Below are 24,038 nucleotides of genomic sequence, written 5' to 3'. Positions count from 1 at the left end.
GCCGTGGCGGGTCACGCTGGGCGGGGGGATCGGGGGGAGTCATGCGCGAGGCACGAGGCGTGGGCGCACACCGTGCGGGGTTCGCGGGAGTGGTGGGCTCGCTGCTGCTGCTGTCGGCGGCTCTCTCGGGATGCCGGCTCGCGTCGGGGTCCGACGACGACACGCGGGAGACGGCCCCGGCCCCCACCCGGGCCTCGGGGTACGGGGTGGTGTTCCTCGGGATCGACGAGTGCAGTTCGTTCGGGCGCGAGTCGTTCACCGAGGTGCCGTGCACCAGCGAGCGGGCGGCGGCGCGGGTGGTCGCGCGGCACGACGGCAAGGTGGGGCCGCCCTGCCCCGCCACGACGGACTTCGTACTGCACATCAGTGAGCAGAAGCCCTCAGCCGACGAGGACGGCGACGGCGCGGTCCCGCAGGGCTACGCCTGTATGCGCAACCTGGAGGCCCCGCACCCCGGCGACCCGGGCGGCGGCGGAGGCCCCCGCACCATCGTCGGCGACTGCGTCCACAGCGCGGGTGCGGGCGAGGTCCGCGAGACGTCGTGCGACAGCGAGGGCGAGAAGGCCCCCGAGTACAAGGTGACCGCGGCCGTGGAGAAGCGCTCCGGCTGCCCCGCCTCGACCGAGCTGTACGTCGAGCTCGGCGGGCCGATGCCGGTGGGCTGCGCCCGCCCGCTGCCGCCCGGGGGTTCGTGACCCGGGGGCTCGACGGACGGGCGCGGCACCGGAGGTGCGGCCGGGACCGCTACGGACGGAGCTGGCGCTCGACCGTGCGCTTGTCCAGCTTCGAGTCGTACTTGGCCAGCGGCTTCGCCTTCTGCGGGTCCGCCTGGACCGCGGCCGGGGCGACGCCCGCCCACTGCAGGATGCGGGCCGTGGCGAGGGCCTTCTGCTCGGGGACGAGACCCGCGACGTTGGCGCCGTGGTTCAGACCCGGGGCCGTGAAGACGTACGAGTCACGGGCACCCTTGCCGACACTGAACGGCTCGGCACCCCACGGGTCGTTCTGCCCGTACACGAACAGCATCCGGTTCGCGTTGTGCTTGACCCAGGAGTCGACGTCACGCATGACACCGGGCTGGAACTTCATCTCGATGTCGCGCGGCACGAAGTTCCGCGGCGGCTGGTAGCCGTAGCGGATGTACTTCTTCTCGATGTGCGGGAAGTTGATCGTCGGCGCGCCGAGCTGCGTGCCCGCCTGGTAGTAGTACGGCGTGTAGGGCGACAGTCCCTGGTCCGTGTAGAACGAGAAGCCGGAGATGGTGTCGATCGACGTCCAGATCTCGTCGTCCGTCGCGTTCTTCGCGTCCGCCGGGATCGTGTCGCAGTCGGCGAGCAGGCTGTACTGCCAGAAGCCCCACACGTAGTCGAGGACGACCGCCTCGTACGCCTTGTCCAGGCTGCCGATGGTGTTGAAGGTGTAGCCCTCGGCGGCGGCCACGTCCTTGTACTTCTTCTCCAGCGCGGTACGGCGGACGAGTGCCTCGCGCTGCACGGCGTTCAGCCGGGTGCGGCACTCCTTGGTGCCGACCTTCGCGAAGAACCGGTCGTACGCCGAGTCCTCCTTGTTCACCACGTCGTTGGGGGCGACGTACGCGACGACGCCGTCCATGTCACGCGGGTAGAAGCGCTCGAAGTAGGTGGCGGTCATGCCGCCCTTCGAACCGCCGGTGGAGACCCACTTCTTGTCGTAGACCGGCTTGAGGGCCTTGAAGATGCGGTGCTGGTCGCTGGCCGCCTGCCAGATGTCGAGCTTCGACCAGTCGGCCGGCGCGGGCCGGGACGGAGTGAAGTAGCGGTACTCCATCGAGATCTGGTTGCCGTCCACGATCTGGGTCGGCTCGCGGCGGCTCGGCGTCGTGGAGACGTTGTAGCCGCCGGTGTAGAAGACCGTCGGGCGGGCGGTGTCCTTGTGCAGCACGGTGATGCGCTGCTGGAAGGTGCCCTTGGACGGGTGCCGGTGGTCGACCGGCTGGGTGTAGTTGAGGACGAAGAAGCGGTAGCCCGTGTAGGGCTTCTCCTCGATCAGGCTCATGCCCGGTATCGCGAGGAGCCGGTCCTTGATGTCCGCGGCCTCGTCCGTGACGAGTGTGGATCCGGTGATGGTGCCGGTGGCGTCCGGCTGGGCGGCGGTGGCCGCCCCGGCCGTGCTCACGGTGCCTATGAGCACCGTGAGAGACAACAGCCATCTGAGCGTCTTGCGCATGCGTTCTCCCCTGAATACGCAGATGTCCGCCGGAACCTAGCGGAGCAACAGCTGTCGCACCAGGGGATGTTGTGGACATTACCGTCAGGTCGGTACGAAGACTGCACGACTCGGGGGTTCAGCAGAGGATCCAGCCCGTGCTGACCGAGCCCGAGCCGACGGCCCCCTTGATCCGTACGCAGCGATGGCCGGCGTGCACCCGCACCGGACCCGCGTACCGCACGAACCGGCCCGCGTTCGGCACCCGCTCGCTCCCCCGGGCCTGCACGCTCACCATCATGTAGCGGCGGGCGCCCACCTTCTTGGCATAGGTCACCGCGCACACGTAACCGCTCTTCTTGTGGACGTCCACATGACCGGTGGAGAAGGGCAGTGTGCGTACCTTCCGCCCGGCGCACGGCGCCCCCGCCGAGGCCTCGCCCACCGGGCCCGCGAGCACCAGCAGCCCGGACGCCGTCAGCACGGCCGTACCGAGCGTGAGGCGTCGGCGTATCGCACCCATGTCCACTGGTGTCCCTCCACGGCCCCGGCGACTGACGTACTGCTTCGACGTACTGCTGTACGGACGCATGGCGTACGTCGAACGGTTGCCCTACCCGTCGGTTGCGGCTTTTCTGCGTGTTCGTGGCGTACCCGGGCCGTGTCGGAGTGCGGTCGGAGCGTGTTCGAAGTGCGGCCGGGGCCGTCAGGTCACGCTGCGGACCGGGTCCGGCTCCCCCGCGAACGTCCGCCACAGCCGCGCGTACCGGCCGTCCCGTGCGAGCAGTTCGTCGTGCGTGCCGTCCTCCGCGACCCGGCCGTCGGCCATCACCACGACCCGGTCCGCCCGGGCGGCCGTGGTCAGCCGGTGGGCGACGACCAGGGTGGTGCGGCGGCCCGCGATGCGGTCGGTGGCCTGGTTGACCAGGCCCTCGGTGGCCAGGTCGAGCGCCGCGGTGGCCTCGTCGAGGAGCAGGATGTCCGGGTCGACCAGCTCGGCGCGGGCCAGCGCGATCAGCTGGCGCTGTCCGGCGGAGAGGTTGCGGCCGCGCTCGGCGACCTCGTGGAGGTAGCCGCCGTCCAGGGTGGCGATCATGTCGTGGGCGCCGACCGCGCGGGCCGCCGCCTCCACCTGGGCGTCGGTGGCGTCGGGGCGGCCGTAGGCGATGGCGTCCCGGACGGTGCCCTGGAAGAGGTACGCCTCCTGCGGGACGACACCGAGCCGGTGCCGGTACGAGGTCAGGTCGAGCGAGCGCAGATCCGTGCCGTCGACCGTGACCCGGCCGCCGGTCGGGTCGTAGAAGCGGGCCACCAGCTTGACGAGGGTCGACTTGCCCGCGCCGGTCTCGCCGACGAACGCGACGGTCTGCCCGGCGGGGATGCTCAGCCGCACCGCACTGAGCGCCTCCTCCGCCTCGGCGTCCGGGTCGCCGGAGCCGCCGTACGCGAAGTCGACGTCCTCGAAGGCGATCTCGCCCCGCAGGGAGAGCACCTCGAGGGGCTCGGCGGCGGCCTTCGTCGACGTCGGTTCCTGGAGCAGCTCCTGGATCCGGCCGAGGGAGACGGTCGCCTGCTGGTAGCCGTCGAAGACCTGCGAGAGCTGTTGCACGGGGGCGAAGAACAGGTCGATGTAGAGGAGGTACGCGACCAGCGCGCCGGTGGTGAGGGTGCCCGCGTCGACCCGCCCGGCGCCCACGACGAGCACGGAGGCGGCGGCCACCGAGGACAGCAGCTGTACGAACGGGAAGTAGATCGAGATCAGCCACTGCCCGCGGATGCGCGCCTGGCGGTAGCTGTCGCTGCCCTCCGCGAAGCGCCGGCCGCCCGAGCCCTCGCGGCGGAACGCCTGGAGGATCCGCAGCCCCGACACCGACTCCTGGAGGTCCGCGTTCACCACGGACACCCGCTCACGGGCCAGTTCGTACGCCTTCACGCTGGACCTGCGGAAGAAGAACGTGCCGATGATCAGCGGCGGCAGCGTGAGGAAGACGACGAGCGCGAGCTGTACGTCGATCACGAGCAGCGCGGCCATGATGCCGAAGAAGGTGACGACCGAGACGAAGGCGGTGACCAGGCCGGTCTGGAGGAAGGTGGACAGCGCGTCCACGTCCGTCGTCATCCGGGTCATGATCCGGCCGGTCAGCTCGCGCTCGTAGTAGTCGAGCCCGAGCCGCTGGAGCTGCGCGAAGATCTTCAGCCGGAGCGAGTACAGGACCCGTTCGCCCGTGCGGCCGGTCATCCGGGTCTCGCCGACCTGCGCCGCCCACTGGACGAACACGCTGATCAGGGCGATCACCGAGGCCGCCCACACACCGCCGATCGCCATCTCGGAGACGCCCTCGTCGATGCCGTGCCGGATCAGGACCGGCAGCAGCAGACCCATGCCCGCGTCGACGGCGACCAGACCGAGGCTGACGAGCAGCGGGAGCCCGAAGCCCCGCAGCAGGCGCCGCAGCCCGTAGGACTCCTCCGGGGTGACCGCGCGCGCCTCGTCGATGGCGGGGGTGTCGGTGGCGGGCGGCAGTGCCTCGACCTGGGCGAGGAGCCCGGGGGTCGCGGGCATGCCGGCCAGCGCGGTGTCCTTGGGCTCGCGGTCGCCGGTCCACAGGTGCGGGGTGACCCCGCGCTCGGCGTCGAACTCCGCGTCCAGCTCGTCCCGTACGGACGTGTCCTGTGCCGGATACACCGGCGGGGTGTGGCCGGGCGAGGTGCCGCCCAGCTCGTCCGGGTCGGTGAGCAGGCGGCGGTAGAGCGGTGAGCGCTCGGTCAGCTCCTCGTGCGTGCCGATGTCGGCGAGGCGGCCGTCTTCGAGGACGGCGATGCGGTCGGCGAGGTTCAGGGTGGAGCGGCGGTGGGCGATGAGGAGGGTGGTGCGGCCCGCCATGACACCGCGCAGGGCCTCGTGGATCTCGTGCTCGACGCCGGCGTCGACCGCGGAGGTGGCGTCGTCGAGGACCAGCAGGCGCGGGTCGGTGAGGATCGCGCGGGCCAGGGCGACGCGCTGGCGCTGGCCGCCGGAGAGGGTGAGGCCGTGCTCGCCGACCTTGGTGTCGTAGCCGTCGGGCAGCGCGGAGATGAAGCCGTGCGCCTGGGCGGCCCGGGCGGCGGTCTCGATCTCCTCGCGGGTGGCCTCGGGGCGGCCGTACGCGATGTTGGACTCGACGGTGTCGGAGAAGAGGAAGGAGTCCTCGGGTACGAGTCCGATCGCGGCCCGCAGCGAGTCGAGGGTCAGCTCGCGCACGTCGAGGCCGCCGATGAGGACCGCGCCGCCGGACACGTCGTAGAAGCGGGGCAGGAGCAGCGAGACCGTGGACTTTCCCGAGCCGGAGGAGCCGACGACGGCGAGGGTCTCGCCGGAGCGGATCTCGAAGCTGAGGCCGTCCAGGACCGGGCGGTCGTCGTCGTAGCCGAAGGACACGCCGTCGAACTCGACGGTCGCGGGCGCGTCGGCCGGGAGGTCCTTGGTGCCGTCCTCCATCGACGGCCGGGTGTCGATCAGCTCCAGGACGCGTTCGGCGCCGGCCCGGGCCTGCTGGCCGACGGTGAGGACCATGGCGAGCATCCGCACGGGCCCCACGAGCTGGGCGAGATAGGAGGAGAAGGCGACGAACGTACCGAGGGTGACCTCGCCCTTCACCGCGAGCCAGCCGCCGAGCGCCAGCATGGCGACCTGGCCGAGCGCCGGAACGGCCTGCAGCGCGGGCGTGTACTTGGAATTGAGCCGGATGGTCCGCATCCGCCCCGCGAAGAGGCGGCGCCCGATCTCCCGGAGCTTCCCGGTCTCCTGGTCCTCCTGCCCGAAGCCCTTCACCACCCGTACGCCGCTGACGGCGCCGTCGACGACACCGGCCACCGCGGCGGCCTGCGCCTGCGCGTACCAGGTCGCCGGGTGGAGCTTGGAGCGGCTGCGCCGGGCGATGAACCAGAGGGCGGGGGCCACGGCCAGCGCGACCAGGGTGAGCGGGAGCGACAGCCAGGCCATGATCCCCAGCGAGATCAGGAAGAGCAGGACGTTGCCGACGGTCATCGGGAGCATGAAGAGCAGGCCCTGGATGAGCTGGAGGTCGCTGGTCGCGCGGCCCACCACCTGCCCGGTCGACAGCTCGTCCTGGCGCCTGCCGTCGAGGCGGACGATCGTCTCGTACATGTCCGTACGCAGGTCGTGCTGGACGTCGAGCGCGAGACGTCCGCCGTAGTAGCGGCGGATGTAGGTGAGGACGTAGACGAGGACACCGGCGCCGATGAGCGCGCCGGCCCAGGGGCCCATGTCGCGGGTGTGGTCCCCCACCACGTCGTCGATGATCACCTTGGTGATCAGGGGGACGAGGGCCATGACGGCCATGCCGGCGAGCGAGGCGCCCAGTGAGAGCACGACGTCCTTCGGGTACCGCCACGCGTACCCGGCCAGCCGCCGTGCCCATCCCCGCTGCGTTGTCACTCCTGGTGCCTTCCCGTCCGTCGGCCGCTCAGCCGGTCCTGATCGTCCGGAAGGCACCAACACGGATGGAACCGGATTTCATCCCTCCGCAACAATCAGGGGCGCACCCGGAGGGAGTAGAAGCGGGTGGTCTGGGTGGCGCCCTGGTTGTCGTCGCTGACGAGGAGGACGCGCAGGGCGCCCCGGGTGGTGCCGGTGACGGCCATGCCCTCGATGTTGTCGAGGAGGGGATTGGGCTGGGGCTGCTTGGCGGTGGCGCCGAGGGAGGGGCAGTCCGCGATGTCGGCGAGGAGGGTCTTACGGACGAGGCGTACGCCGTCCTGGCCGGTCAGGGTGTCGACGCGGGTGGTGTCGGTGGCGTGGCGGAGGTCGGCCAGATAGAGGCGGACGGTGTTGCCGACGCCCGCCGTGAAGCCGCGCTCCAGGACGAGGAGGCGGCCGTCGGGGGTCGCGGCGGCCTCGACGAGCCCGAGGCCGGTGTCGGTGCGGTACCCGTACTGGGCGCCGAGCCGGAAGTCGCGGCGGCCATGGCTGTGCTGGTCGCTCCGGCTGCTCCGACCGCTCTGGCGCTGCCAGGTCTGGAGGCGCACGATGCCCGCCGTGTCGCCGGACAGGGAGCCCTCCATGCCTGCCAGCAGGGTACGGCCGCCGGGGAGGAGGGTCAGCGCCTCGAAGGTCTGGTTCGAGGCGGCGCGGCCGGCCGGGGCGACGCGCAGGGCGTCCGGCACGGGGAGGCGGCCGAGGAGGGTGCCGTCGCGGCCGTACCGGCGTACCGACGGCTCGGTCTCGGACGACACCAGCCGGGTGCTGTCGCGGTCGACGACGAGCCCCTCGGAGTCCAGCGCGGCGCCGCTCTCGTCGGCCAGCGGCACCGTGGAGCGCGGGCTCAGGGTCTTCGGGTCGAGGGTGAAGAGGGAGGACCGGTCGGACAGGGCGGCGATCGCCCCGTCGCGGTCCACGGCCAGCGCGGAGAAGTTGCCGACGAACGCGCCCTCGTACGTCGTCTTGTCGAGGGCGTCGGAGAAGCTCTCGATGGAGACGGCGGGGGAACAGGCGTTGGCGCCGCGGGAGTCGGCGGTCCCGCTCAGGGCGCCGGCGGGCCCGGCGGCAGTGACACACGTGGCTGCCGCCAGGCCGGCGGTGAGGGTGGCGAGTACGGATCTCAGACGCATGGCGTCACGGTAGGGGGACGCCGGTTGAGGGGGAGGGTACGGGCCGTGAATTCCGGACAGCGGCTCCTCCGGCCCTCTTCGGTGAGCGCCGGAGGAGGGGTCGGGCCGGCGGGTCAGGCGGGCGGGACCGCCGGGAACGCCTCCTTCGGCGTGGTCGTCGGCGTGTAGCGCCGAGCGGCGGTCGGCACGAGGTCCTTGTGGATGGCGCGGGCCACGGCCTGGATCGTGGTGACGCCGTAGTTCATCGTGCTGTTGTCCTGGGTGAGGACCGAGATCGTGTAGTCGTGGCCGCCGCCCTTGAAGGTGCCGACGCTGTGCACGCGCCAGCCGTGGGTGGAGCGGGAGAGCCAGCCGTTCTTGACGTGCACCGAGACGGAGGCGGGGGCTCCCGCGGGGGTGCCCCAGCGCTGGGAGGAGATGACCTTGTTCATCAGCTTCAGCACGTACGCGCGGGAGTTGTCGCTCAGGACCGTGTTCTTGGCGGTGAGGAGCGAGAGGAGCTTCTGCTCGTCCCGGACGGTGATCTGGGTGAGGCCCCAGTAGCCGTCCGCGCCCGGCTTGGTCTGCGTCATGCCGGCCGCGGCGAGGAAGCCCTTGATCTTGGTGACGCCGAGCTGGTTCCACAGCTTGGTCGTGGCCGCGTTGTCCGACTTGGTGATCATGGCCGTGGAGAGGTCGGCCTCGCGCTGGGTGAGATAGCGGTTGTGCTTCTTGGCGTCCCGGAGCAGCGTGGCGAGGACGGTCACCTTGACGACGCTGGCCGAATCGTAGGCCTTGGTCGGACTCAGGGTGCAGGTGGTGTCGGTCGTACGGTCGTGGAGGCCGACGGCGACCGCGCCTCTGCGGTTCGCGAGGGCCGTGGTGATGTCCTTCTGGAGCTTGACCGCCAGGGCCGGTTTGCTGGACGTGCAGGTGACCTGCGGAGTCGTGGCCGCGGCGGCCGGTGTCGCGGCCACCGCCAGCGGTACGAGCACGCCTGCGCCCAGGCCCGCGCAGAGCACACGGCTGCGCCGCGATATCCGGTGAGTCATGAATTCTTCCCATCCCCGTTGAGTACGCGCGAGTGCGCCCCCGGCGCACTCGCCACCCTTGACTCACCGGGGTGGCTGGAAGTTGTACGCATCCTCGTGGACGGGTGCGGGGAGGCGGGCGCCCCGGCTCTCCGCGATGCGGTGCACGTCTGTCAGCGCTTCGGCCAAGCGGGCGGCCAGGTAACGGAGTTGGTCCGCGGTGGCCCTGCGGTCGGCGAGCAGATCGGCCGCGTGGGTGAGGATTTCGGCCGCCATCCCCAGTTGCACGCTCTCGATGCGGTCGGCTGCCCGGGAGAGCGGGCCCGTCCCGTCCCCGACGAGGTAACAGGGCTTGCCCTCCTCACCGGCCCACGGCAGCAGCCGCATCGACGGGGTCGTTCCGGTCCGGTCGCCGGTCACGCGGACACCTCCACGCCGTGGATCAGCCGGGGCCCGATGTCGACGCCGCGCGTGGCGAGCCACAGGGCACGTCGGCGGGCCCGCTGCCGCCGCGCTTCCTCGCGGCGCACATGCTGCTCGTGCTCCACGAGGTAGGGGCGGACCATCACGTGGTCCTCGCCATGCAGAGGGGGGCAGCCGGTGCGATGGGTGGTCGCCCCTTGCGCGCCTGCGGAGGCGCGATGCCGCCCGCGCCGGGACGCCGCCTGGACTGCTACCAGCCGGTGCCGCCCCGAGCCGGGAAAAAGCCATCGCAGCAGCGGCTCGACGATCCGGCCGATACGGTGCTTCATGTCATCAACTTCCTTGTGCCGGTTGGTGACCACGCCCCCGGACCGGTCGCTCGGCCGCGGGGGTATCGCTGTGTGTAGCGAACTCGTCACAGCGTGACGTGTGCTCGGCTAGCCTCGCCAGGGGGTGCGATGTGACCAGGCATTTGTCACAAAGGAGTGGCCATGACCAGCACGTACGGTGACTGGCTCAAGCAGCAGCGCGAGACGGCGGGGCTGACGCAGCAGGAGTTGGCGGACGCGGCGGTCATGACGCGTTCGCACATCTCGCACATCGAGGCGGGGCGCCGCATCCCGTCGAAGGAGGACGCGCGGCGCCTGGACAGGGTCCTGAACACGGGAAATGTACTGAGCAGCTTCTTGCCCGCGGAGGACGCGGCGGTCGCCGACTACTTCGAGGCGGCGCGCCTGCTCGAACAACAGGCGGTGATGATCCGCGAGTTCGCCCTGTCGTTCGTCCCGGGCATCCTCCAGACGGAAAGGTACGCACGTGCGGTTCTGGGCACGTCGTTCCCTCCGGTGGGTGAAAAGGAATGTGACAGGCGCCTTGTCACACGCCTTGAGCGGGCGAAAATCCTCGACGATCCGGTGACCCCGGCGGTGTGGGCGCTGTTGGACGAGGCGGTCCTACGCCGGGTCGTAGGCAGCCCGGACGTCATGGCGGAGCAACTCACCCACCTGGTCCGCCTGGTGGAAAGCGGGCGAGTACGCGTGCATGTCGTCCCGTACGGAGCCGGCGCCTACCAGTTGCTTCAGGGCATGCTCACGCTGTTGTGGTTCGAGGACCAACCGCCGGTGGCGTACTCGGAAGGCGTCCAGGTGGGCAAACTGCACGACTCTCCCACCGTGGTCACCCGGCTCCAGAGCGCCTACCATCTGGCCCTGAGCGACGCGCTGTCACTGAAGGAGTCTCTCGCCGTGCTGAAAGCGGTAGCGAAGGAATTCGGACACGATGCCTGACCAGAGCATTCCCGACGGCGTCATAGCGAACAGCTGGCGCAAGTCGTCCTACAGCGGCCCCGAGGCAGGCAGTTGCCTGGAAGTGCTCGACGGCCACCCGGCCGGGGTTCCCGTGCGGGACTCCAAGAACCCGTACGGGCCCGTGCTGCTCATCCCGGCGCCCGGATGGGCCTCGTTCATCACCTCCGTCAAAGCCGGAGGCTTCCCCGCTCACAGGTGAGGCCCAGGTTGGGCACAGCCCGCGCCAAATCCGGCCGCGCACGATGACCTCGTGACATCTGCCACCGATCCCTACCCCCACGCCCCCGAGGCCATCGCCTCGCCGCAGCCCGCCGAGCCGGTCGCGCGGCCGGACAAGGCGCCCCGCTGGTCGCTGCCCGTGCTGGCCGCGATCCTCGTCCTGGCCGGCGTGCTGTACTCCTGGAACCTCTCCTCGTCCAGCCTGAACAGCTTCTACAGCGCCGCCGTGTTCAGCGGCACGCAGAGCTGGAAGGCCTGGTTCTTCGGCTCGCTGGACGCCGGGAACTTCATGACCGTGGACAAGCCACCCTTCGTACTGATGGTGATGGGCCTGTCCTGCCGCGTCTTCGGGTACGGCACCTGGCAGATGATGCTGCCGCTGGTCGCCGCCGCCCTCGGCACGATCTGGATCCTGCACTCCTCGGTCAAGCGCTTCTGGGGACACGGCCCGGCCGCCGTCGCCGCGCTCGTCCTCGCGCTCACCCCGATCACCGTCGCCATCAACCGCGACAACAACCCCGACACCCTCCTGGTCCTGCTCATGGTCGGGGGTGCCGCCCTCGCCCTGCGCGCCGTCCGCAACGGCAAGCTGCTGCCGCTCGTCGGCGCGGCCGTGTGCTTCGGGTTCGCCTTCAACACCAAGATGCTCCAGGGCTACATCGCCCTGCCCGCCGTCTTCGCCGTGTACCTGTACGCGGCCCAGGGCGGCCTCCTCCGTCGCGTACGCAACCTCGCCGTCGCCGCCGTCGCCCTCGCGATCTCCAGCTTCTGGTGGGCCGCCGCCGTGTCGTTCGTGCCCGCCTCCGAGCGCCCGTACATCGGCGGGTCCACGGACGGCAGCGCCTGGGACCTGATCATGGGCTACAACGGCCTCGGCCGGGTCCTCGGCGGCGACGGCAACGGTGGCGGAGGCGGTGGCGGCGGAGGCGGCTTCTCCGGCACCGCCGGGATCGGCCGGATGTTCAACGAGGTGCTGGGCGGCCAGATCTCCTGGCTGCTGCCCTTCGCCGGAATCGCCCTCGTCGGCGGCCTCGTCCTGCGCGGACGCGCCCCCCGTACGGATCTCACGCGCGCCGCGCTGGTCCTGTGGGGCGGCTGGACCGTGCTGCACTACCTCACCTTCAGCCTCGCCGAAGGCACCATGCACCCGTACTACACGACCGCGCTCGCGCCCGGCATCGCGGCACTGTGCGGAGGCGGCGGGGCGATGCTGCTGCGCGCCTTCCGCACGGGTGACGCCAAGCGCCGGTCCGGGGTCTGGTCCTGGGTGCTGCCCGTGGCGTTCGCCGCCACCGGCGTATGGGCCGTCGTCCTGCTGCGGCGCGCCACCGGCTGGAACACCTGGCTGTGGCCGGCCGTCGCGGTGGTGATGGTCCTGGCGATCGCCGGGCTGTTCCTCTTCCGCTCCGGGCGCCGGGCGCGCTTCCTCACCGGCGCCGTGGCCGCGGCCGTCGTCGCCTCCCTCGCCGGGCCCGCGGCCTACGCCGCCTCGGTGCCCGCGAGTTCGGGCGGCGGCATGAGCGGTACGAACCCGACGGCCGGCCCCACCACCGGTGGCGGCATGGGCGGCGGACCCGGTGGAGGGGGCGGTGGCGGTGGCGGCCGGGGTGGATTCCCCGGCGGCGGCCAGGCCCCCGGGGGCCAGCAACAGGGCGGCCAGCAGGGTGCCCAGCAGGGCGGTGCGGAAGCCGGTGGCGAGGCCCCGGGCGGCGGCCAGATGGGCACACCTCCCGGCGGAGCCCCCAGCGGCGCCCCGACCGGCCAGGAGCAGGGCGGTCAGACCGACACCCCGCCGAGCGGCGCGGGCGGCGGTATGGGCGGCGGTGGCATGGGTGGCGGCGCCGACAGCGCCATGACCTCCTATCTGGAGAAGCACCGGGACGGCGCCAAGTGGTTCGTCGCGGTGTCCAGTTCGCAGAGCGCCGCCCAGATGATCGTCAGCACGAAGCAGCCCGTCATCTCCATGTGGGGCTGGTCCGGCAGCGACAAGGCCATGACCCTCGCCAAGCTGAAGGAGCTCGTGAAGAAGGGCGAGCTGCACTACATCGTGCTCGGCGGCGGAGGCATGGGCGGAGGCGGCGGCATGGGCGGCGGCGACTCCGACAGCGTCAGCGCCGAGGTGACCGCCTGGGTGCAGAAGCACGCGACGGCGGTGAAGGCGAGCGAGTACAGCAACGACTCGTCGGCATCCTCGGGCTCCGCCAAGTCCTCGGGGTCCTCCGGCTCCTCCAAGTCCACCGACTCCGCCGACTCGCAGAACACCCAGTCGCTCTACCGCCTCGACGCTTCCGACGTCAACTAGGGCCTCCCCTAAGCCAGTTGGGGAAAACCCTGGCGCTTCGCAGCCCCTGGACCGGAAACGGCCGGGGGTTGCGTCGTATGCGAGAACGTCACACAACCGACTCCTCATCGTCACCAGACAGACCTCATGTCCATGCCACTCTCCCGATTGACCGAAGTGTCAACACGCGTAGAACGCGGGCTCGTTGCTCCGGGCCCCGCGTCCCGGCGCGTGCCGTTCTCGGGAAAGGGCACCCCCATGTCCGTAACGCACGCAGGCAAGTGGAAGGTGCTGGCGGCCGGCGTTTCCGCCGTCCTCGTCGGCCTCACCCTCCCGACGGTCGCCGCGACCCCCGCCGCGGCCACCACCACCGCGTACGACGACACGTACTACGCCAACGCGATCGGCAAGACCGGCACGGCCCTGAAGGGCTCGCTGCACACGATCATCAGCAGCCAGACGAAGATCTCGTACTCCGCCGTCTGGGAGGCGCTCAAGGTCACCGACCAGGACCCGAACAACAGCAGCAACGTGGTCCTGCTCTACTCCGGCATCTCCCGCAGCAAGACGCTCAACGGCGGCAGCACCGGCAACTGGAACCGCGAGCACACCTGGGCCCAGTCCCACGGCGACTTCGGCACCTCCGCGGGCCCCGGCACCGACCTGCACCACCTGCGGCCCGAGGACGTCCAGGTCAACAGCATCCGCGGCAACAAGGACTTCGACAACGGCGGCAGCAGCTTCACCAACAGCGGCGGCAGCCTCACCGACTCGAACTCCTTCGAGCCGCGCGACGCCGTCAAGGGCGACGTGGCCCGGATGATCCTCTACATGGCCGTCCGTTACGAGGGCGACGACTCCTGGCCCGACCTGGAGCCCAACGACGCCGTCACCAACGGCAGCGTCCCGTACCACGGCCGTCTCTCGGTGCTGAAGCAGTGGAACGACGAGGACCCGCCCAGCACCTCCGAGACCCGCCGCAACGAACTGATCTACAGCAACTACCAGCACAACCGGAACCCGTTCATCGACCACCCGGAGTGGGTCGAGGCGATCTGGTAGGCCCGCACGGGCAGCACTGGACCGACAGTGAGTGGCGCTGAACCCCCAGTCACCAAAGGGGAGTTCAGCGCCACACCTGTCTCCTCGGTTACGAATCCATGACATTGGGGCGCACAACCGGGGGCGCCCCGATCGAGTCGAACTCTGTGAACGCGGCGTTCCGCACGCAGAAGCGGAATCCGATGACAGACGACCGACTCGAAAGGCTCACGTATGTCCCGAGCACACCGCAGAACTCGTACCGCGCTCACCGCACCCCTGGCAGCCGCGGTGCTGCTCGCCGGGGGATTCGGCGCCATGGCCCTCACCGGGGCCTCGGCGCAGGCGGCCACCGGGTCCGCGGACGCGCAGGACGACTTCAACGGCGACGGCTACGCCGACCTGGTCGTGGGCGCCCCGAACGCCACGATTTCGAGCAAGGCCAAGGCGGGCTACGTGGCCGTCACGTACGGCTCCGCCAGTGGCGTCTCCGCCTCCAACAAGAAGCTCATCAGCCGCTCCACCAGCGGCGTTCCCGGCTCCGCCACCGCGAGCCAGTACTTCGGGGCCAACTTCTCCAAGGGCGACCTGGACGGCGACGGCTTCACCGACCTGGTCATCTCGGGCGGCAAGGCCGGCTCCGTCGTCCTGTGGGGCTCCACCTCCGGACTCACCGGCGGCACGGCGATACCCGGATACGGCCAGACCCCCACCACCGGTGACTTCGACGGCGACGGCAAGACGGACCTCGCGCTGTTCGAGCAGGTGACCTCCTTCGGCGACGAGGCCCCCAGCAGCGCCGCCGCCGTGTGGAAGGGCCCGATCTCGCGGACCGGCACGCCCGCCGCCGTCCTGCCCGTCCTGGACAAGTCCCTGTGGTGGGGCTACGACGCCGACGACGCCTCCTGCGCCACCAACGGCGGCTGCGAGGAGGACGCCGACTCCATCAGCGGTCCCTACACCTCCGCCGAGACCGGTGACGTCAACGGTGACGGCAAGGACGACATCGTCGTCTGGGAGTACAAGGGCGACGGCGTCTACGGCAACCGCCTGCTCCTCGGCGGCGGCAGCACCGGCTTCAAGAGCGGCTGGGTCCCCGGTGAGGCCGCCGGCAACAGGACCGGCACCGGCGTCGGGGACGTCAACAAGGACGGCTTCGACGACGTCGTGGTCGGCAACGACTGGGGCAGCGGCAAGGTCAAGGTCGCCCTCGGTTCGGCCACCGGCCTGTCCGAGGACCGCGTCCAGACCTTCAACCAGGACTCGCCCGGGTTCCCCGGTGCCGAGGAGGAAGAGGACGAGATCGGCGGGTCGGTCTCGGTCGGGGACGTCAACGGTGACGGCTTCGCCGACATCGCGCTCGGCATCCCGGGCGAGGACGTCGGCGACATCTACGACACGGGCTCGGTCGCCCTCGTCCCCGGCAGCGCCTCCGGTGCCACGGGCGCCGGGACGCAGGTCTTCCACCAGAACACCGCCGGTGTCCCCGGAGTCGCCGAGAACAGCGACGAGTTCGGTGTGACCACCGCCCTGCTCGACCTCAACGGTGACGGCCACCGCGACCTCGCGGCCGGTTCCACCGCCGAGAACGAGCAGAACGGCGCGGTCTGGATCCTGAACGGCACGGCGAGCGGCCTCACCGCCACCTCGTCGTTCGCGTTCGGCGCGGGCACCCTCGGCGCCCCCGCCACGGTCGCCCACTTCGGCGCGTACCTGCGCTGAGCAATGGGTCCACGGACATGAGGGTGGGGCGGCCAGGTGCCGCCCCACCCTCATGTCCGGGCCAGATCTCCAGGTCGGAGTCGGTTCAGTCCAGGTGCGTCGGCGCGAACATCCGCAGCAGGGCCGGCAGCACGACCACCGAAGGGCCGGGCGTGGCGAGGGCCTTGGCGAGGTCGGCGGCGAGGGTGTCCGCCGTGGTCCGTACGCCGGGCACGCCGAAGGACTCCGCGAGCGCCACGTAGTCCGGCCGGGACAGTTCCGTGGCGGTGGCCTCGCCGAAGGCGTCCGTCATGTACTCGCGCAGGATGCCGTAGCCGCCGTCGTCGACGATGAGCCAGGTCACGTCGAGGTCGTGCTGCCTGGCGGTGGCCAGTTCGGCGATGGAGTAGAGCGCGCCGCCGTCGCCGGAGACCGCGAGGACCGGGTGGGTGGGGTCGGCGACCGCGCCGCCGATGGCCGCCGGGAAGGCGTAGCCGAGGCCGCCCGAACCCTGCGCGGAGTGCATGGTGTTGGGGCGCCGGGCGTCGAAGGCGGACCAGGCCCAGTAGGCGAGGATCGTCATGTCCCAGAAGCTGGCCGACCGGTCCGGCAGGGCTTCCCGGACGGCCGCCAGCACCTGCTGTTCCAGGGTGAGTTCCTGGCCGTCGATCCGCTCTTGGACGAGGTCGAGCACGGCCCGTACGCGCTCGGCGGCGGTCGTGTCCTGCCGTTCCGGGACGGTCTCCGGCAGCGTTTCGAGAAGCGCCGACAGGGCGAGGCGGGCGTCCGCGTGGATGCCGAGGGCCGGGTGGTTGGACTCCAGCTTGCCGAGGTCGGCCTCGATCTGGACGACCCGGCCGCGGGGCTTGAACGTGTAGTAGTTCGAGGAGAGTTCGCCGAGCCCCGAGCCGACGACGAGCAGCACGTCGGCGTCCTCCAGGAAGTCCGTGGTGTGCCGGTCCTCCAGCCAGGACTGCAGCGAGAGCGGGTGGTTCCAGGGGAAGGCGCCCTTGCCGCCGAAGGTGGTGACGACGGGCGCGTTCAGCCGTTCGGCGAGCTGCTTCAGTTTGCCCGACGCGTCGGCGCGTACGACTCCGCCGCCCGCGATGATCACCGGGCGGGCCGCGTTCGCGAGCAGGTCGGCGGCCACGGCGGTCAGTTCGGGCCGCGGGGGCAGGTCGTGGGGCGCCGCGTCCACGGCCGTGACGGCGGGCAGGGCCGTCTCGGCGAGCAGCACGTCCTGCGGGATCTCCACCCACACCGGCCCGTGCGGGGCGGTGAGCGCCGACTCCCAGGCCTCGGCGATCGCGGAGGGGATCTGCGACTGCGTACGAACGGTGTGGACGGACTTCACCACACCCCTGAACGAGGCCTGCTGGTCCGGGAGTTCGTGCAGGTAGCCGTGCCGGCCGCCGCCGAGTCCCGCGGTGGGGATCTGGCTGCTGATGGCGAGGACGGGGGCGCTCGCCGCCGCCGCCTCCTGGAGCGCGGCCAGCGAGGTCAGGGCGCCAGGGCCGGTCGACAGCAGCAGCGGGGCCGCCTCGCCGGTGACGCGGCCGTACGCGTCCGCCGCGAATCCGGCGTTGTTCTCGACCCGCAGGCCGATGTACGCGAGGTCGGAGCGGCGCAGCGCGTCGAACATGCCGAGCGCGTGCTGTCCCGGCAGGCCGAAGACGGTGGTCGCGCCGAGACCGGTGAGGGTCTCCACGACCAGGTCTCCGCCGTTGCGGCCGGGCGGCGGGTCGAGCGCGGCCTTCGTCTGCTCGGCGGTCGGGCGGAGCACGAGGTCGTGGTCGTGGGTCACTTGGCGTCGGCCTCCTCGGGCGCCCGGGCAGCGTCGACGCGGGCCTGTGCGATCTGGCGGGACATGATGGTCGTCAGCTCGTACGCCGTGTGGGACGCGGCGACGGAGGTGATCTCGGCGTGATCGTACGCGGGGGCGACCTCGACGACGTCGGCGGAGACCAGGTTGCAGGAGGCCAGGCCGCGCAGGATCTCCAGCAGTTCGCGGGAGGTCATGCCGCCGGCCTCGGGGGTGCCGGTGCCGGGCGCGTGGGCCGGGTCGAGGCAGTCGATGTCGATGGAGATGTACAGCGGGCGGTCGCCGATGCGCTGGCGCAGCTGGTCGGCGACCTCGTCGGCGCCCCTCCGGTAGATGTCGGCGGAGGTGACGATGCCGAAGCCCAGCTTCTCGTCGTCGGTGAGGTCCTGGCGGCCGTACAGCGGGCCGCGGGTGCCGACGTGGGAGAGCGCCTCGGTGTCGAGGATGCCTTCCTCGACGGCCCGGCGGAACGGGGTGCCGTGCGTGTACTCGGCCCCGAAGTACGTGTCCCAGGTGTCGAGGTGCGCGTCGAAGTGGAGCAGCGCGACCGGGCCGTGCTTGCGGGCGACCGCGCGCAGCAGGGGCAGCGCGATGGTGTGGTCGCCGCCGAGGGTCATCAGCCGGGCGCCGGTGCCGAGCAGCTGGTCGGCGGCGCCCTCGATGGTCTCCACGGCCTCGTGGATGTCGAACGGGTTCGCGGCGATGTCACCGGCGTCCGCGACCTGCGCGAGGGCGAAGGGCGAGGCGTCCTGCGCCGGGTTGTACGGCCGGAGCAGCCTGCTCGCCTCGCGGATCGCGTTCCCGCCGAAGCGGGCCCCGGGCCGGTACGAGACGCCCGCGTCGAACGGCACACCGACCACGGCGACATCGGTGGTGCCGACCTCGTCGAGGCGGGGCAGCCGGGCGAAGGTCGCCGGTCCCGCGTACCGCGGTATGCGGGACGAGTCGACGGGTCCGCGGGGCGTCTCGTTGCTGTTCATCGGGTAGCGCTCTCTTTCCTACGGTTCACACGCTTCATCGCGTATGTACGTCTTCTTCCGACCTTACTGGTGGGCGGGAACGGTCCCGGATGTGGTCCCGTCCGCGGAGTCGGCCGCCGGGCCGGAGCCGCGGCCCGCGAGCCGTTCGCGCCAGGCGGCGAGGACCGCCGCGTCGGTCGCGGGCGTGGCGAGGGAGACGATCACGTACACGGCGAGGGAGGCGAGGAGCCCGTAGTAGATGGGCTCGTTCGCGAGGATTCCGTACGTGGCCATCAGTCCGACGACCGCGAGGCCGCCGACCGCGACGGCGGCGAGGGCACCCTGGGCGGTGCCGCGCTTCCAGAGCAGGCCGCCGAGGATGGGCACGAGGAGGCCGCCGACGAGCAGGTTGTAGGCGACGGTCAGGGCCTCGACGACGTTGTTCAGCACGATGGCCGTACAGATCACGGCGATCCCCATGACGAGGATGAAGATGCGGTTGCCCCTGACCTCGTCATGGTCCTTGGCACCGCCGTCACCGCTCCCCTCGCCCCCGTCGCTCCCGGGGCGCACGGCTCCGCGCAGCCGCGACCAGATGTCGTTGTTGGCGACGGTCGCGCAGGCGATGAGGGCGCCGGAGGACGTGGACATCACGGCGGCCAGGGCGGCGGCGAGCACCAGTCCCCGTACACCGACGGGCAGTTCGTCCTTCACGATGGTGGCGAAGGCGTCGTCCGGGCTGGCCAGCTTCGGGTAGAGGACCTTGGCCGCCGTGCCGATGACGGCGCCGGCCAGCGCGTACACCAGGCAGTAGGTGCCCGCGACGGTGCCGCCCCACTTGGCGGTGCGGTCGCTGCCCGCGGTGAAGACGCGCTGCCAGATGTCCTGCCCGATCAGCATGCCGAACGTGTAGATCAGCACATAGGTGAAGATCGTCTCGCCGCCGATGCCGAGCGGGTCGAAGTACTCGGTGGGCAGCTGCGCCTTCATCTCGCTGAACCCGCCGGCCTTGACGACGGCGATGGGCAGCAGGAGCAGCAGCACACCGATCGTCTTCACGACGAACTGCACCATGTCGGTGAGGGTGATCGACCACATGCCGCCGAGCGTCGAGTACGCGACGACGATCGAGCCGCCGAGGACGATCGCGATCGTGCGGTTCATGTCGAAGAGGACGTCGAAGATCGTGGCGTACGCGATGGTCGACGTCACCGCGAGCATGAGGGTGTACGCCCACATGACCAGGCCCGAGATCACTCCGGCCCGTCCGCCGTAGCGCAGGTCGAGCATCTCGGAGACCGTGTAGACCTTCAGCCGGGCGATGCGCGCCGAGAAGAAGAGGGACAGGGCGAGGAGTCCGAGGCCGATGGTGAAGACCATCCAGGCGCCGGAGAGCCCGTACTGGTAGCCGAGGCCGACACCGCCGATGGTGGACGCGCCGCCGAGGACGATCGCGGCCATCGTGCCGGAGTACATCGTCGGGCCGAGCCGCCGTCCGGCGACCAGGAAGTCGCTCTTGGACTTGGCGCGGCGCATGCCCCACCAGCCCATGGCCAGCATCCCGGCGAGGTAGACGACGATCACTGTGTAGTCGACGGCCATGAGGCCCTCCTTCGCGCTGTCGGTGGCGTGTCGTGCGGGGTGCTCGGCCGATCACCGACGGCTGTCGCCGATGGGTGTCGCCGGTCGGTGTCGCCGATGGCTGCTTCACATGCGGTCCGCGGGGACATCCGCCCGTACCCGCGGCCTTCGGTCGCCATGACACTAGGTGGCCGGAAAGCAACGCTGAAGTGTACGTTTCATCCATTGCCACCGGATCTGATGGAGGAAACGTCCACCATGCCGGACGCTGTCGCCCCAGCCACCCCTGCCGTCCCGCCCACCCCGCCGGTGCCCCTCGCCGCCCTGCTGGCCCGGGAGGACCTCGGGCTGCGGCAGATCGCGGGACCCCGGGAATCGGCCACGGTGATCCACTGGGCGCACACCTCGGAGATGGCGGACCCGTACCCGTACCTGCTGGGCGGGGAGCTGCTGCTGACGGCGGGGGTGCACATTCCGGAGGCCGCCGGGTCCGGCACGTACTTCGACGCCTATGTGTCCCGAATCGTCGAGGCGGGGGGCTCCGCGCTCGGCTTCGGGGTGGCGCCGGTGCACGACACGGTTCCACGGGCCCTGGTCGAGGCCTGCGACCACTACGGGCTGCCGCTCGTGGAGGTGCCGCCCCGCACCACCTTCTCAGGGGTGGCCCGGGCGGTCTGGCAGCTCATGGCGCAGGCCCGGCACACCGAGCTGCGCCGCGTCACGGAGGCCCAGCAGAGCCTGGCCGCCGCCGCGGCCCGCCCGGACCCGGTCCCCTCGGTCCTGCGGCAGCTCGCCCAGCGGGTGGGCGGACGCGCCGCGCTGTACGCCCCGGACGGCGGCGAGGTCGCATCGGCGGGGCGGCTGCCGGGCCCCGGGGCGGGAGCGGAGGTGGGCGCGGCGCTGGCCGGGCTGGCGGGCGTGGTGCGGCCCGCCGACGGCGGCTCCGGCGGACCCACTCCGTCCTCCGCGAGTGACACGGTGGCCGGCGTCCATCTCGCCGCGTACGCCCTCGGCACCGGGCAGGGCTTCGTGCTGGGCGTTGCGGCGCCGCGCCGGGACCCGGGCGACCACACGATCGCCTCCGTCGGCGCGGTCCTGCTCTCCCTGCTCACCGGGGAGCACCAGAGCAGCACGGGCGCGGCCCGCTCCTCGGCGCTCGTACGCATGCTGCTGGGGGCCGCGCCGGAGGAGGTCGCTCCGCTGCTGGACGCCGGCGAGCTGTGGGTCGTCGTGCACGCGCGGCCGGACGGGCCCGCGCCCGACGCCGTCGCCGCGTCCGCGCTCGGGGCGGCGCTCGGCTCCCCGCTGGTCGACGTGCACGGTGACGTCGTACGGGTCCTCGTCCCCGCCGGTCACCGTGAACCCGTCGCCCAGCCCGGGTGGACGTGCGGGGTGAGCGCGGCCGTCGTGCCGGGTGAGTGGGGGGTGGCCGACACGCAGGCCGCTCGTGCGCTGTCGCGGGCGCGGGCCACCCGTGCGGATCTGGTCCGTCACGGTGAGCGGCCGGGGCTGGCCGGTCTCGTGCCGTCGGCCGAGGCGGCGGCGCACGCCCGGGCGGTCCTGGCGCCCGTCGCCGGGAACTCCGCCCTCACGGAGACGCTTCGCACCTGGCTCTCCCTGCACGGGAGTTGGGACCGTACGGCGGTGGCCCTCTCCGTCCACCGCAACACGGTCCGGCAACGGGTGGCCCGCTGCGGGGTCCTCCTGGACGTGGATCTGGACGACCCGGACGTCCGCATGGAGCTGTGGTTCGCCCTACGTCACGCGTAAGCCTTTCCTCGCCCCCGCCGCCCCTACCCGTCCCGTCACTGACTCGGGGGCCGGCCCCCGAACCCCCGGTCCTCAAACGCCGGACGGGCTGAATACGTTTCAGCCCGTCCGGCGTTTGAGGACGAGCGCGCAAGCGCGACAGGGGCGCGGGGAACTTCGCGACGGCCCCACACACGGCCCGCACCCGACACCCGGGCCCACCCCCACCCCCCCCCAGGGGCGCGGGGAACTGCGCAACCAGCCACCCACCCGCCGCCGGCCGACCCACCCGCCGGGCCCGGGGCGCAGCCCCGTCCCATAGGGGCGCGGGGAACTGCGCGGCAAGACCCCGTCGGCCTTCGGCCGACAAAAACCGCACCCCGCCCCCAAACCCCCGAGTGACTCAAATCCCACGGTTCGATACCCGGCGCCACCCGGCGGAGCGCACCGGCAGAATGGGGGTATGCCGATACCCGGGACCCCCAGCCGCGCCGACCTCCTCGACCACCTCGTACAGACGCGTATCGCGGGCAACGTGGCCACCCCCCGCGAGAACAACCTCTCCCACTACCGCAAGCTGGCCAACGGCGACCGCAACTACTGGCTCGGCCTGGAGCTCGGCGACCGCTGGACCGACGAGCAGGACGTCCTCGCGGTGATGGCCGAGCGGTGCGGCGTGAACGACGACCCGGAGTACCGGTACGGCCAGGACACCATCGACCCGGAGCTGACCGTCGACGCGCTGGAGCGGATGGCGGGCCGCCTCCGCAAGGCCGCCGCCGGCAGACAGCGCGTGCTGTTCGCGACGGGCCACCCCGGTGGGCTCCTCGACGTGCACCGCGCCACCGCCGCCGCCCTGCGCGCGGCCGGCTGCGAGATCGTGGTGATCCCGGACGGGCTGACCACGGACGAGGGGTACGTCTTCCAGTTCGCCGACGTCGCGGTCCTGGAGCACGGCGCGACCCTGTGGCACACCCACTCGGGCGAGCCGATGCGGGCGATCCTGAAGGGCCTGGAGGGCGAGGGCCGCCCGCTGCCCGACCTGGTCGTCGCGGACCACGGCTGGGCGGGCTGCGCGGGCCAGCTGGGCGTGGACTCCGTGGGCTACGCGGACTGCAACGACCCGGCCCTGTTCCTCGCCGAGTCCGAGGGCACCGTCCAGGTGACCGTCCCCATGGACGACCACGTCACGAGCCCCCGCCACTACGACCCGATGACGGCTTACCTGCTGGACGCGGCCGGCCTGACCGGCAACGAGTGAGTGCCTAGTCCCGCGGGATGCGGACCACGCCCTCCTGGATGACCGTGATCGCCAGTCGCCCGTCCCGTGTGTAGATACGGGCCTGCCCAAGGCCCCGCCCGCCGGACGCGGACGGCGACTCCTGGTCGTACAGCAGCCATTCGTCGGCGCGGAACGGCCGGTGGAACCACATCGCGTGGTCCAGGGAGGCCCCGACGACGTCCCCGGTGACCCAGCCGCCGCGCCCGTGGGCGAGCAGCACGGAGTCCAGGAGCGTCATGTCGGAGACGTAGGTGGCGAGGCAGACGTGCAGCAGCGGCTCGTCGATGGCGCCGTCGAGCTTGCCGTTGGTGCGGAACCACACCTGCGAGCGGGGTTCCCGCGGCTTCCCCACGCTGGCGAACGGCGGCGCGTCGACGTAACGGAGGTCGACCGCGGCGCGGGCTTCCAGCATCCGCTGGGCGACGCCTTCGTCCCCGTACGCCTCCAGGTATCACGGCAGCATCTCCGCGGTCGTCTGCAGGGTCTCCGGGTCGGGCGCGGGCGGCATGTCGGCCTGGTGGTCCATGCCCTCCTCGTACGTCTGGAACGACGCGGAGAGATGGAAGATCGGCTGTCCGTGCTGGACGGCGACCACCCGGCGGGTCGTGAAGGAACGCCCGTCGCGGATCCGGTCGACGGTGTAGACGATGGGCGCGCCCGCGTCCCCGGCGCGCAGGAAGTAGGCGTGCAGGGAGTGGGCGAGCCGGTCCGCGGGGACCGTGCGACCCGCGGCGACCAGTGCCTGCGCCGCGACCTGCCCGCCGAAGACGCGCGGGACGACGGCGAAGCGTGACTGACCGCGGAAGATGTCCTGCTCGATCCGCTCAAGATCGAGCAGATCGAGCAGGCCCTCAAGTGCCTGACTCATG

Annotated in this window: 18 protein-coding genes and 1 pseudogene; 8 read left to right on the top strand and 11 right to left on the bottom strand. The window is 71.5% G+C overall.

The window, feature by feature from the left end; genetic code table 11:
* Nucleotides 1-41 precede the first annotated feature (41 nt).
* On the top strand, nt 42-695 hold the full coding sequence (locus OHS59_RS28475; protein ID WP_328496195.1) for a hypothetical protein: 654 nt from the start codon (nt 42-44) through the stop codon (nt 693-695).
* A 49-nt stretch (nt 696-744) separates the two neighbouring features.
* Here the strand turns inward: OHS59_RS28475 and OHS59_RS28470 are convergent, their stop codons facing one another.
* From OHS59_RS28470 to OHS59_RS28440, 7 genes are all read right to left on the bottom strand, one after another.
* On the bottom strand, nt 745-2,205 hold the full coding sequence (locus OHS59_RS28470; protein WP_328496194.1) for a S28 family serine protease: 1,461 nt from the start codon (nt 2,203-2,205) through the stop codon (nt 745-747).
* 118 nt (nt 2,206-2,323) lie between these two features.
* Complete coding sequence (locus OHS59_RS28465) at nt 2,324-2,707, bottom strand: hypothetical protein (protein ID WP_443061515.1); 384 nt, start codon at nt 2,705-2,707, stop codon at nt 2,324-2,326.
* A 183-nt stretch (nt 2,708-2,890) separates the two neighbouring features.
* Nucleotides 2,891-6,622 carry an ABC transporter ATP-binding protein gene (locus tag OHS59_RS28460; RefSeq protein WP_328496192.1) on the bottom strand — a complete coding sequence of 1,244 codons (3,732 nt, stop codon included), beginning with the start codon at nt 6,620-6,622 and terminating at the stop codon, nt 2,891-2,893.
* Between the two features lie 95 nt (nt 6,623-6,717).
* Nucleotides 6,718-7,794, bottom strand: a complete 1,077-nt coding sequence (locus tag OHS59_RS28455; protein ID WP_328496191.1) for an esterase-like activity of phytase family protein — start codon at nt 7,792-7,794, stop codon at nt 6,718-6,720.
* Nucleotides 7,795-7,907: 113 nt separating this feature from the next.
* The gene (locus OHS59_RS28450) at nt 7,908-8,825 is read right to left on the bottom strand and encodes a serine hydrolase (protein ID WP_328496190.1); all 918 of its coding nucleotides are present in this window, start codon (nt 8,823-8,825) and stop codon (nt 7,908-7,910) included.
* A 63-nt stretch (nt 8,826-8,888) separates the two neighbouring features.
* Complete coding sequence (locus tag OHS59_RS28445) at nt 8,889-9,191, bottom strand: hypothetical protein (RefSeq protein WP_328499402.1); 303 nt, start codon at nt 9,189-9,191, stop codon at nt 8,889-8,891.
* Between the two features lie 29 nt (nt 9,192-9,220).
* Nucleotides 9,221-9,556, bottom strand: a complete 336-nt coding sequence (locus OHS59_RS28440) for a hypothetical protein (RefSeq protein WP_328496189.1) — start codon at nt 9,554-9,556, stop codon at nt 9,221-9,223.
* 162 nt (nt 9,557-9,718) lie between these two features.
* On the opposite strand from OHS59_RS28440, the gene OHS59_RS28435 reads away from it, so the two are divergent.
* The 5 genes from OHS59_RS28435 (at nt 9,719) to OHS59_RS28415 (ending at nt 15,797) form a co-directional block, all read left to right on the top strand.
* Nucleotides 9,719-10,513, top strand: a complete 795-nt coding sequence (locus OHS59_RS28435) for a helix-turn-helix domain-containing protein (protein ID WP_328496188.1) — start codon at nt 9,719-9,721, stop codon at nt 10,511-10,513.
* On the top strand, nt 10,506-10,733 hold the full coding sequence (locus OHS59_RS28430; RefSeq protein ID WP_328496187.1) for a DUF397 domain-containing protein: 228 nt from the start codon (nt 10,506-10,508) through the stop codon (nt 10,731-10,733). Before OHS59_RS28435 ends, OHS59_RS28430 begins: the two co-directional genes overlap by 8 nt.
* 51 nt (nt 10,734-10,784) lie before the next feature.
* Complete coding sequence (locus OHS59_RS28425) at nt 10,785-13,055, top strand: ArnT family glycosyltransferase (RefSeq protein WP_328496186.1); 2,271 nt, start codon at nt 10,785-10,787, stop codon at nt 13,053-13,055.
* 237 nt (nt 13,056-13,292) lie between these two features.
* On the top strand, nt 13,293-14,096 hold the full coding sequence (locus OHS59_RS28420; protein ID WP_328496185.1) for an endonuclease I family protein: 804 nt from the start codon (nt 13,293-13,295) through the stop codon (nt 14,094-14,096).
* 213 nt (nt 14,097-14,309) lie between these two features.
* On the top strand, nt 14,310-15,797 hold the full coding sequence (locus OHS59_RS28415) for an FG-GAP-like repeat-containing protein (protein WP_328496184.1): 1,488 nt from the start codon (nt 14,310-14,312) through the stop codon (nt 15,795-15,797).
* Between the two features lie 85 nt (nt 15,798-15,882).
* On the opposite strand, the gene OHS59_RS28410 is transcribed toward OHS59_RS28415, so the two are convergent.
* The 3 genes from OHS59_RS28410 to OHS59_RS28400 form a co-directional block, all read right to left on the bottom strand.
* Nucleotides 15,883-17,580 carry a thiamine pyrophosphate-binding protein gene (locus tag OHS59_RS28410; RefSeq protein WP_328496183.1) on the bottom strand — a complete coding sequence of 566 codons (1,698 nt, stop codon included), beginning with the start codon at nt 17,578-17,580 and terminating at the stop codon, nt 15,883-15,885.
* Nucleotides 17,577-18,578: an agmatinase gene (gene speB, locus OHS59_RS28405; protein ID WP_328496182.1), complete on the bottom strand. Its 1,002-nt coding sequence runs from the start codon at nt 18,576-18,578 to the stop codon at nt 17,577-17,579. Before speB ends, OHS59_RS28410 begins: the two co-directional genes overlap by 4 nt.
* Nucleotides 18,579-18,641: 63 nt before the next feature.
* Nucleotides 18,642-20,159: a sodium:solute symporter gene (locus OHS59_RS28400; protein WP_328496181.1), complete on the bottom strand. Its 1,518-nt coding sequence runs from the start codon at nt 20,157-20,159 to the stop codon at nt 18,642-18,644.
* 237 nt (nt 20,160-20,396) lie between these two features.
* On the opposite strand from OHS59_RS28400, the gene OHS59_RS28395 reads away from it, so the two are divergent.
* Nucleotides 20,397-21,908, top strand: a complete 1,512-nt coding sequence (locus tag OHS59_RS28395) for a PucR family transcriptional regulator (protein WP_443061514.1) — start codon at nt 20,397-20,399, stop codon at nt 21,906-21,908.
* Nucleotides 21,909-22,350: 442 nt separating this feature from the next.
* Nucleotides 22,351-23,148, top strand: a complete 798-nt coding sequence (locus tag OHS59_RS28390) for a phosphatase (RefSeq protein ID WP_328496180.1) — start codon at nt 22,351-22,353, stop codon at nt 23,146-23,148.
* A gap of 4 nt (nt 23,149-23,152) precedes the next feature.
* Here OHS59_RS28390 and OHS59_RS28385 read toward each other — a convergent pair.
* Nucleotides 23,153-24,037 (bottom strand): annotated as a pseudogene (locus OHS59_RS28385) (acyl-CoA thioesterase).
* Between the last annotated feature and the right edge of the window lies 1 nt (nt 24,038).

Origin of the sequence: Streptomyces sp. NBC_00414 (assembly GCF_036038375.1) — a bacterium.
Lineage (GTDB): Bacteria > Actinomycetota > Actinomycetes > Streptomycetales > Streptomycetaceae > Streptomyces.
Note: the sequence above shows the minus strand (reverse complement) of the source record. Positions and strands in the feature narration are given on the sequence as shown.

Excerpts from the sequence above, each read along its gene's own strand:
- OHS59_RS28475 (WP_328496195.1), top strand. The coding sequence starts at position 42 with ATGCGCGAGGCACGAGGCGTGGGCGCACACCGTGCGGGGTTCGCGGGA.
- OHS59_RS28470 (WP_328496194.1), bottom strand. The coding sequence starts at position 2,205 with ATGCGCAAGACGCTCAGATGGCTGTTGTCTCTCACGGTGCTCATAGGC.
- OHS59_RS28465 (WP_443061515.1), bottom strand. The coding sequence starts at position 2,707 with ATGGGTGCGATACGCCGACGCCTCACGCTCGGTACGGCCGTGCTGACG.
- OHS59_RS28455 (WP_328496191.1), bottom strand. The coding sequence starts at position 7,794 with ATGCGTCTGAGATCCGTACTCGCCACCCTCACCGCCGGCCTGGCGGCA.
- OHS59_RS28450 (WP_328496190.1), bottom strand. The coding sequence starts at position 8,825 with ATGACTCACCGGATATCGCGGCGCAGCCGTGTGCTCTGCGCGGGCCTG.
- OHS59_RS28445 (WP_328499402.1), bottom strand. The coding sequence starts at position 9,191 with ATGCGGCTGCTGCCGTGGGCCGGTGAGGAGGGCAAGCCCTGTTACCTC.
- OHS59_RS28440 (WP_328496189.1), bottom strand. The coding sequence starts at position 9,556 with ATGAAGCACCGTATCGGCCGGATCGTCGAGCCGCTGCTGCGATGGCTT.
- OHS59_RS28435 (WP_328496188.1), top strand. The coding sequence starts at position 9,719 with ATGACCAGCACGTACGGTGACTGGCTCAAGCAGCAGCGCGAGACGGCG.
- OHS59_RS28430 (WP_328496187.1), top strand. The coding sequence starts at position 10,506 with ATGCCTGACCAGAGCATTCCCGACGGCGTCATAGCGAACAGCTGGCGC.
- OHS59_RS28420 (WP_328496185.1), top strand. The coding sequence starts at position 13,293 with ATGTCCGTAACGCACGCAGGCAAGTGGAAGGTGCTGGCGGCCGGCGTT.
- OHS59_RS28415 (WP_328496184.1), top strand. The coding sequence starts at position 14,310 with ATGTCCCGAGCACACCGCAGAACTCGTACCGCGCTCACCGCACCCCTG.
- speB (WP_328496182.1), bottom strand. The coding sequence starts at position 18,578 with ATGAACAGCAACGAGACGCCCCGCGGACCCGTCGACTCGTCCCGCATA.
- OHS59_RS28400 (WP_328496181.1), bottom strand. The coding sequence starts at position 20,159 with ATGGCCGTCGACTACACAGTGATCGTCGTCTACCTCGCCGGGATGCTG.
- OHS59_RS28395 (WP_443061514.1), top strand. The coding sequence starts at position 20,397 with ATGCCGGACGCTGTCGCCCCAGCCACCCCTGCCGTCCCGCCCACCCCG.
- OHS59_RS28390 (WP_328496180.1), top strand. The coding sequence starts at position 22,351 with ATGCCGATACCCGGGACCCCCAGCCGCGCCGACCTCCTCGACCACCTC.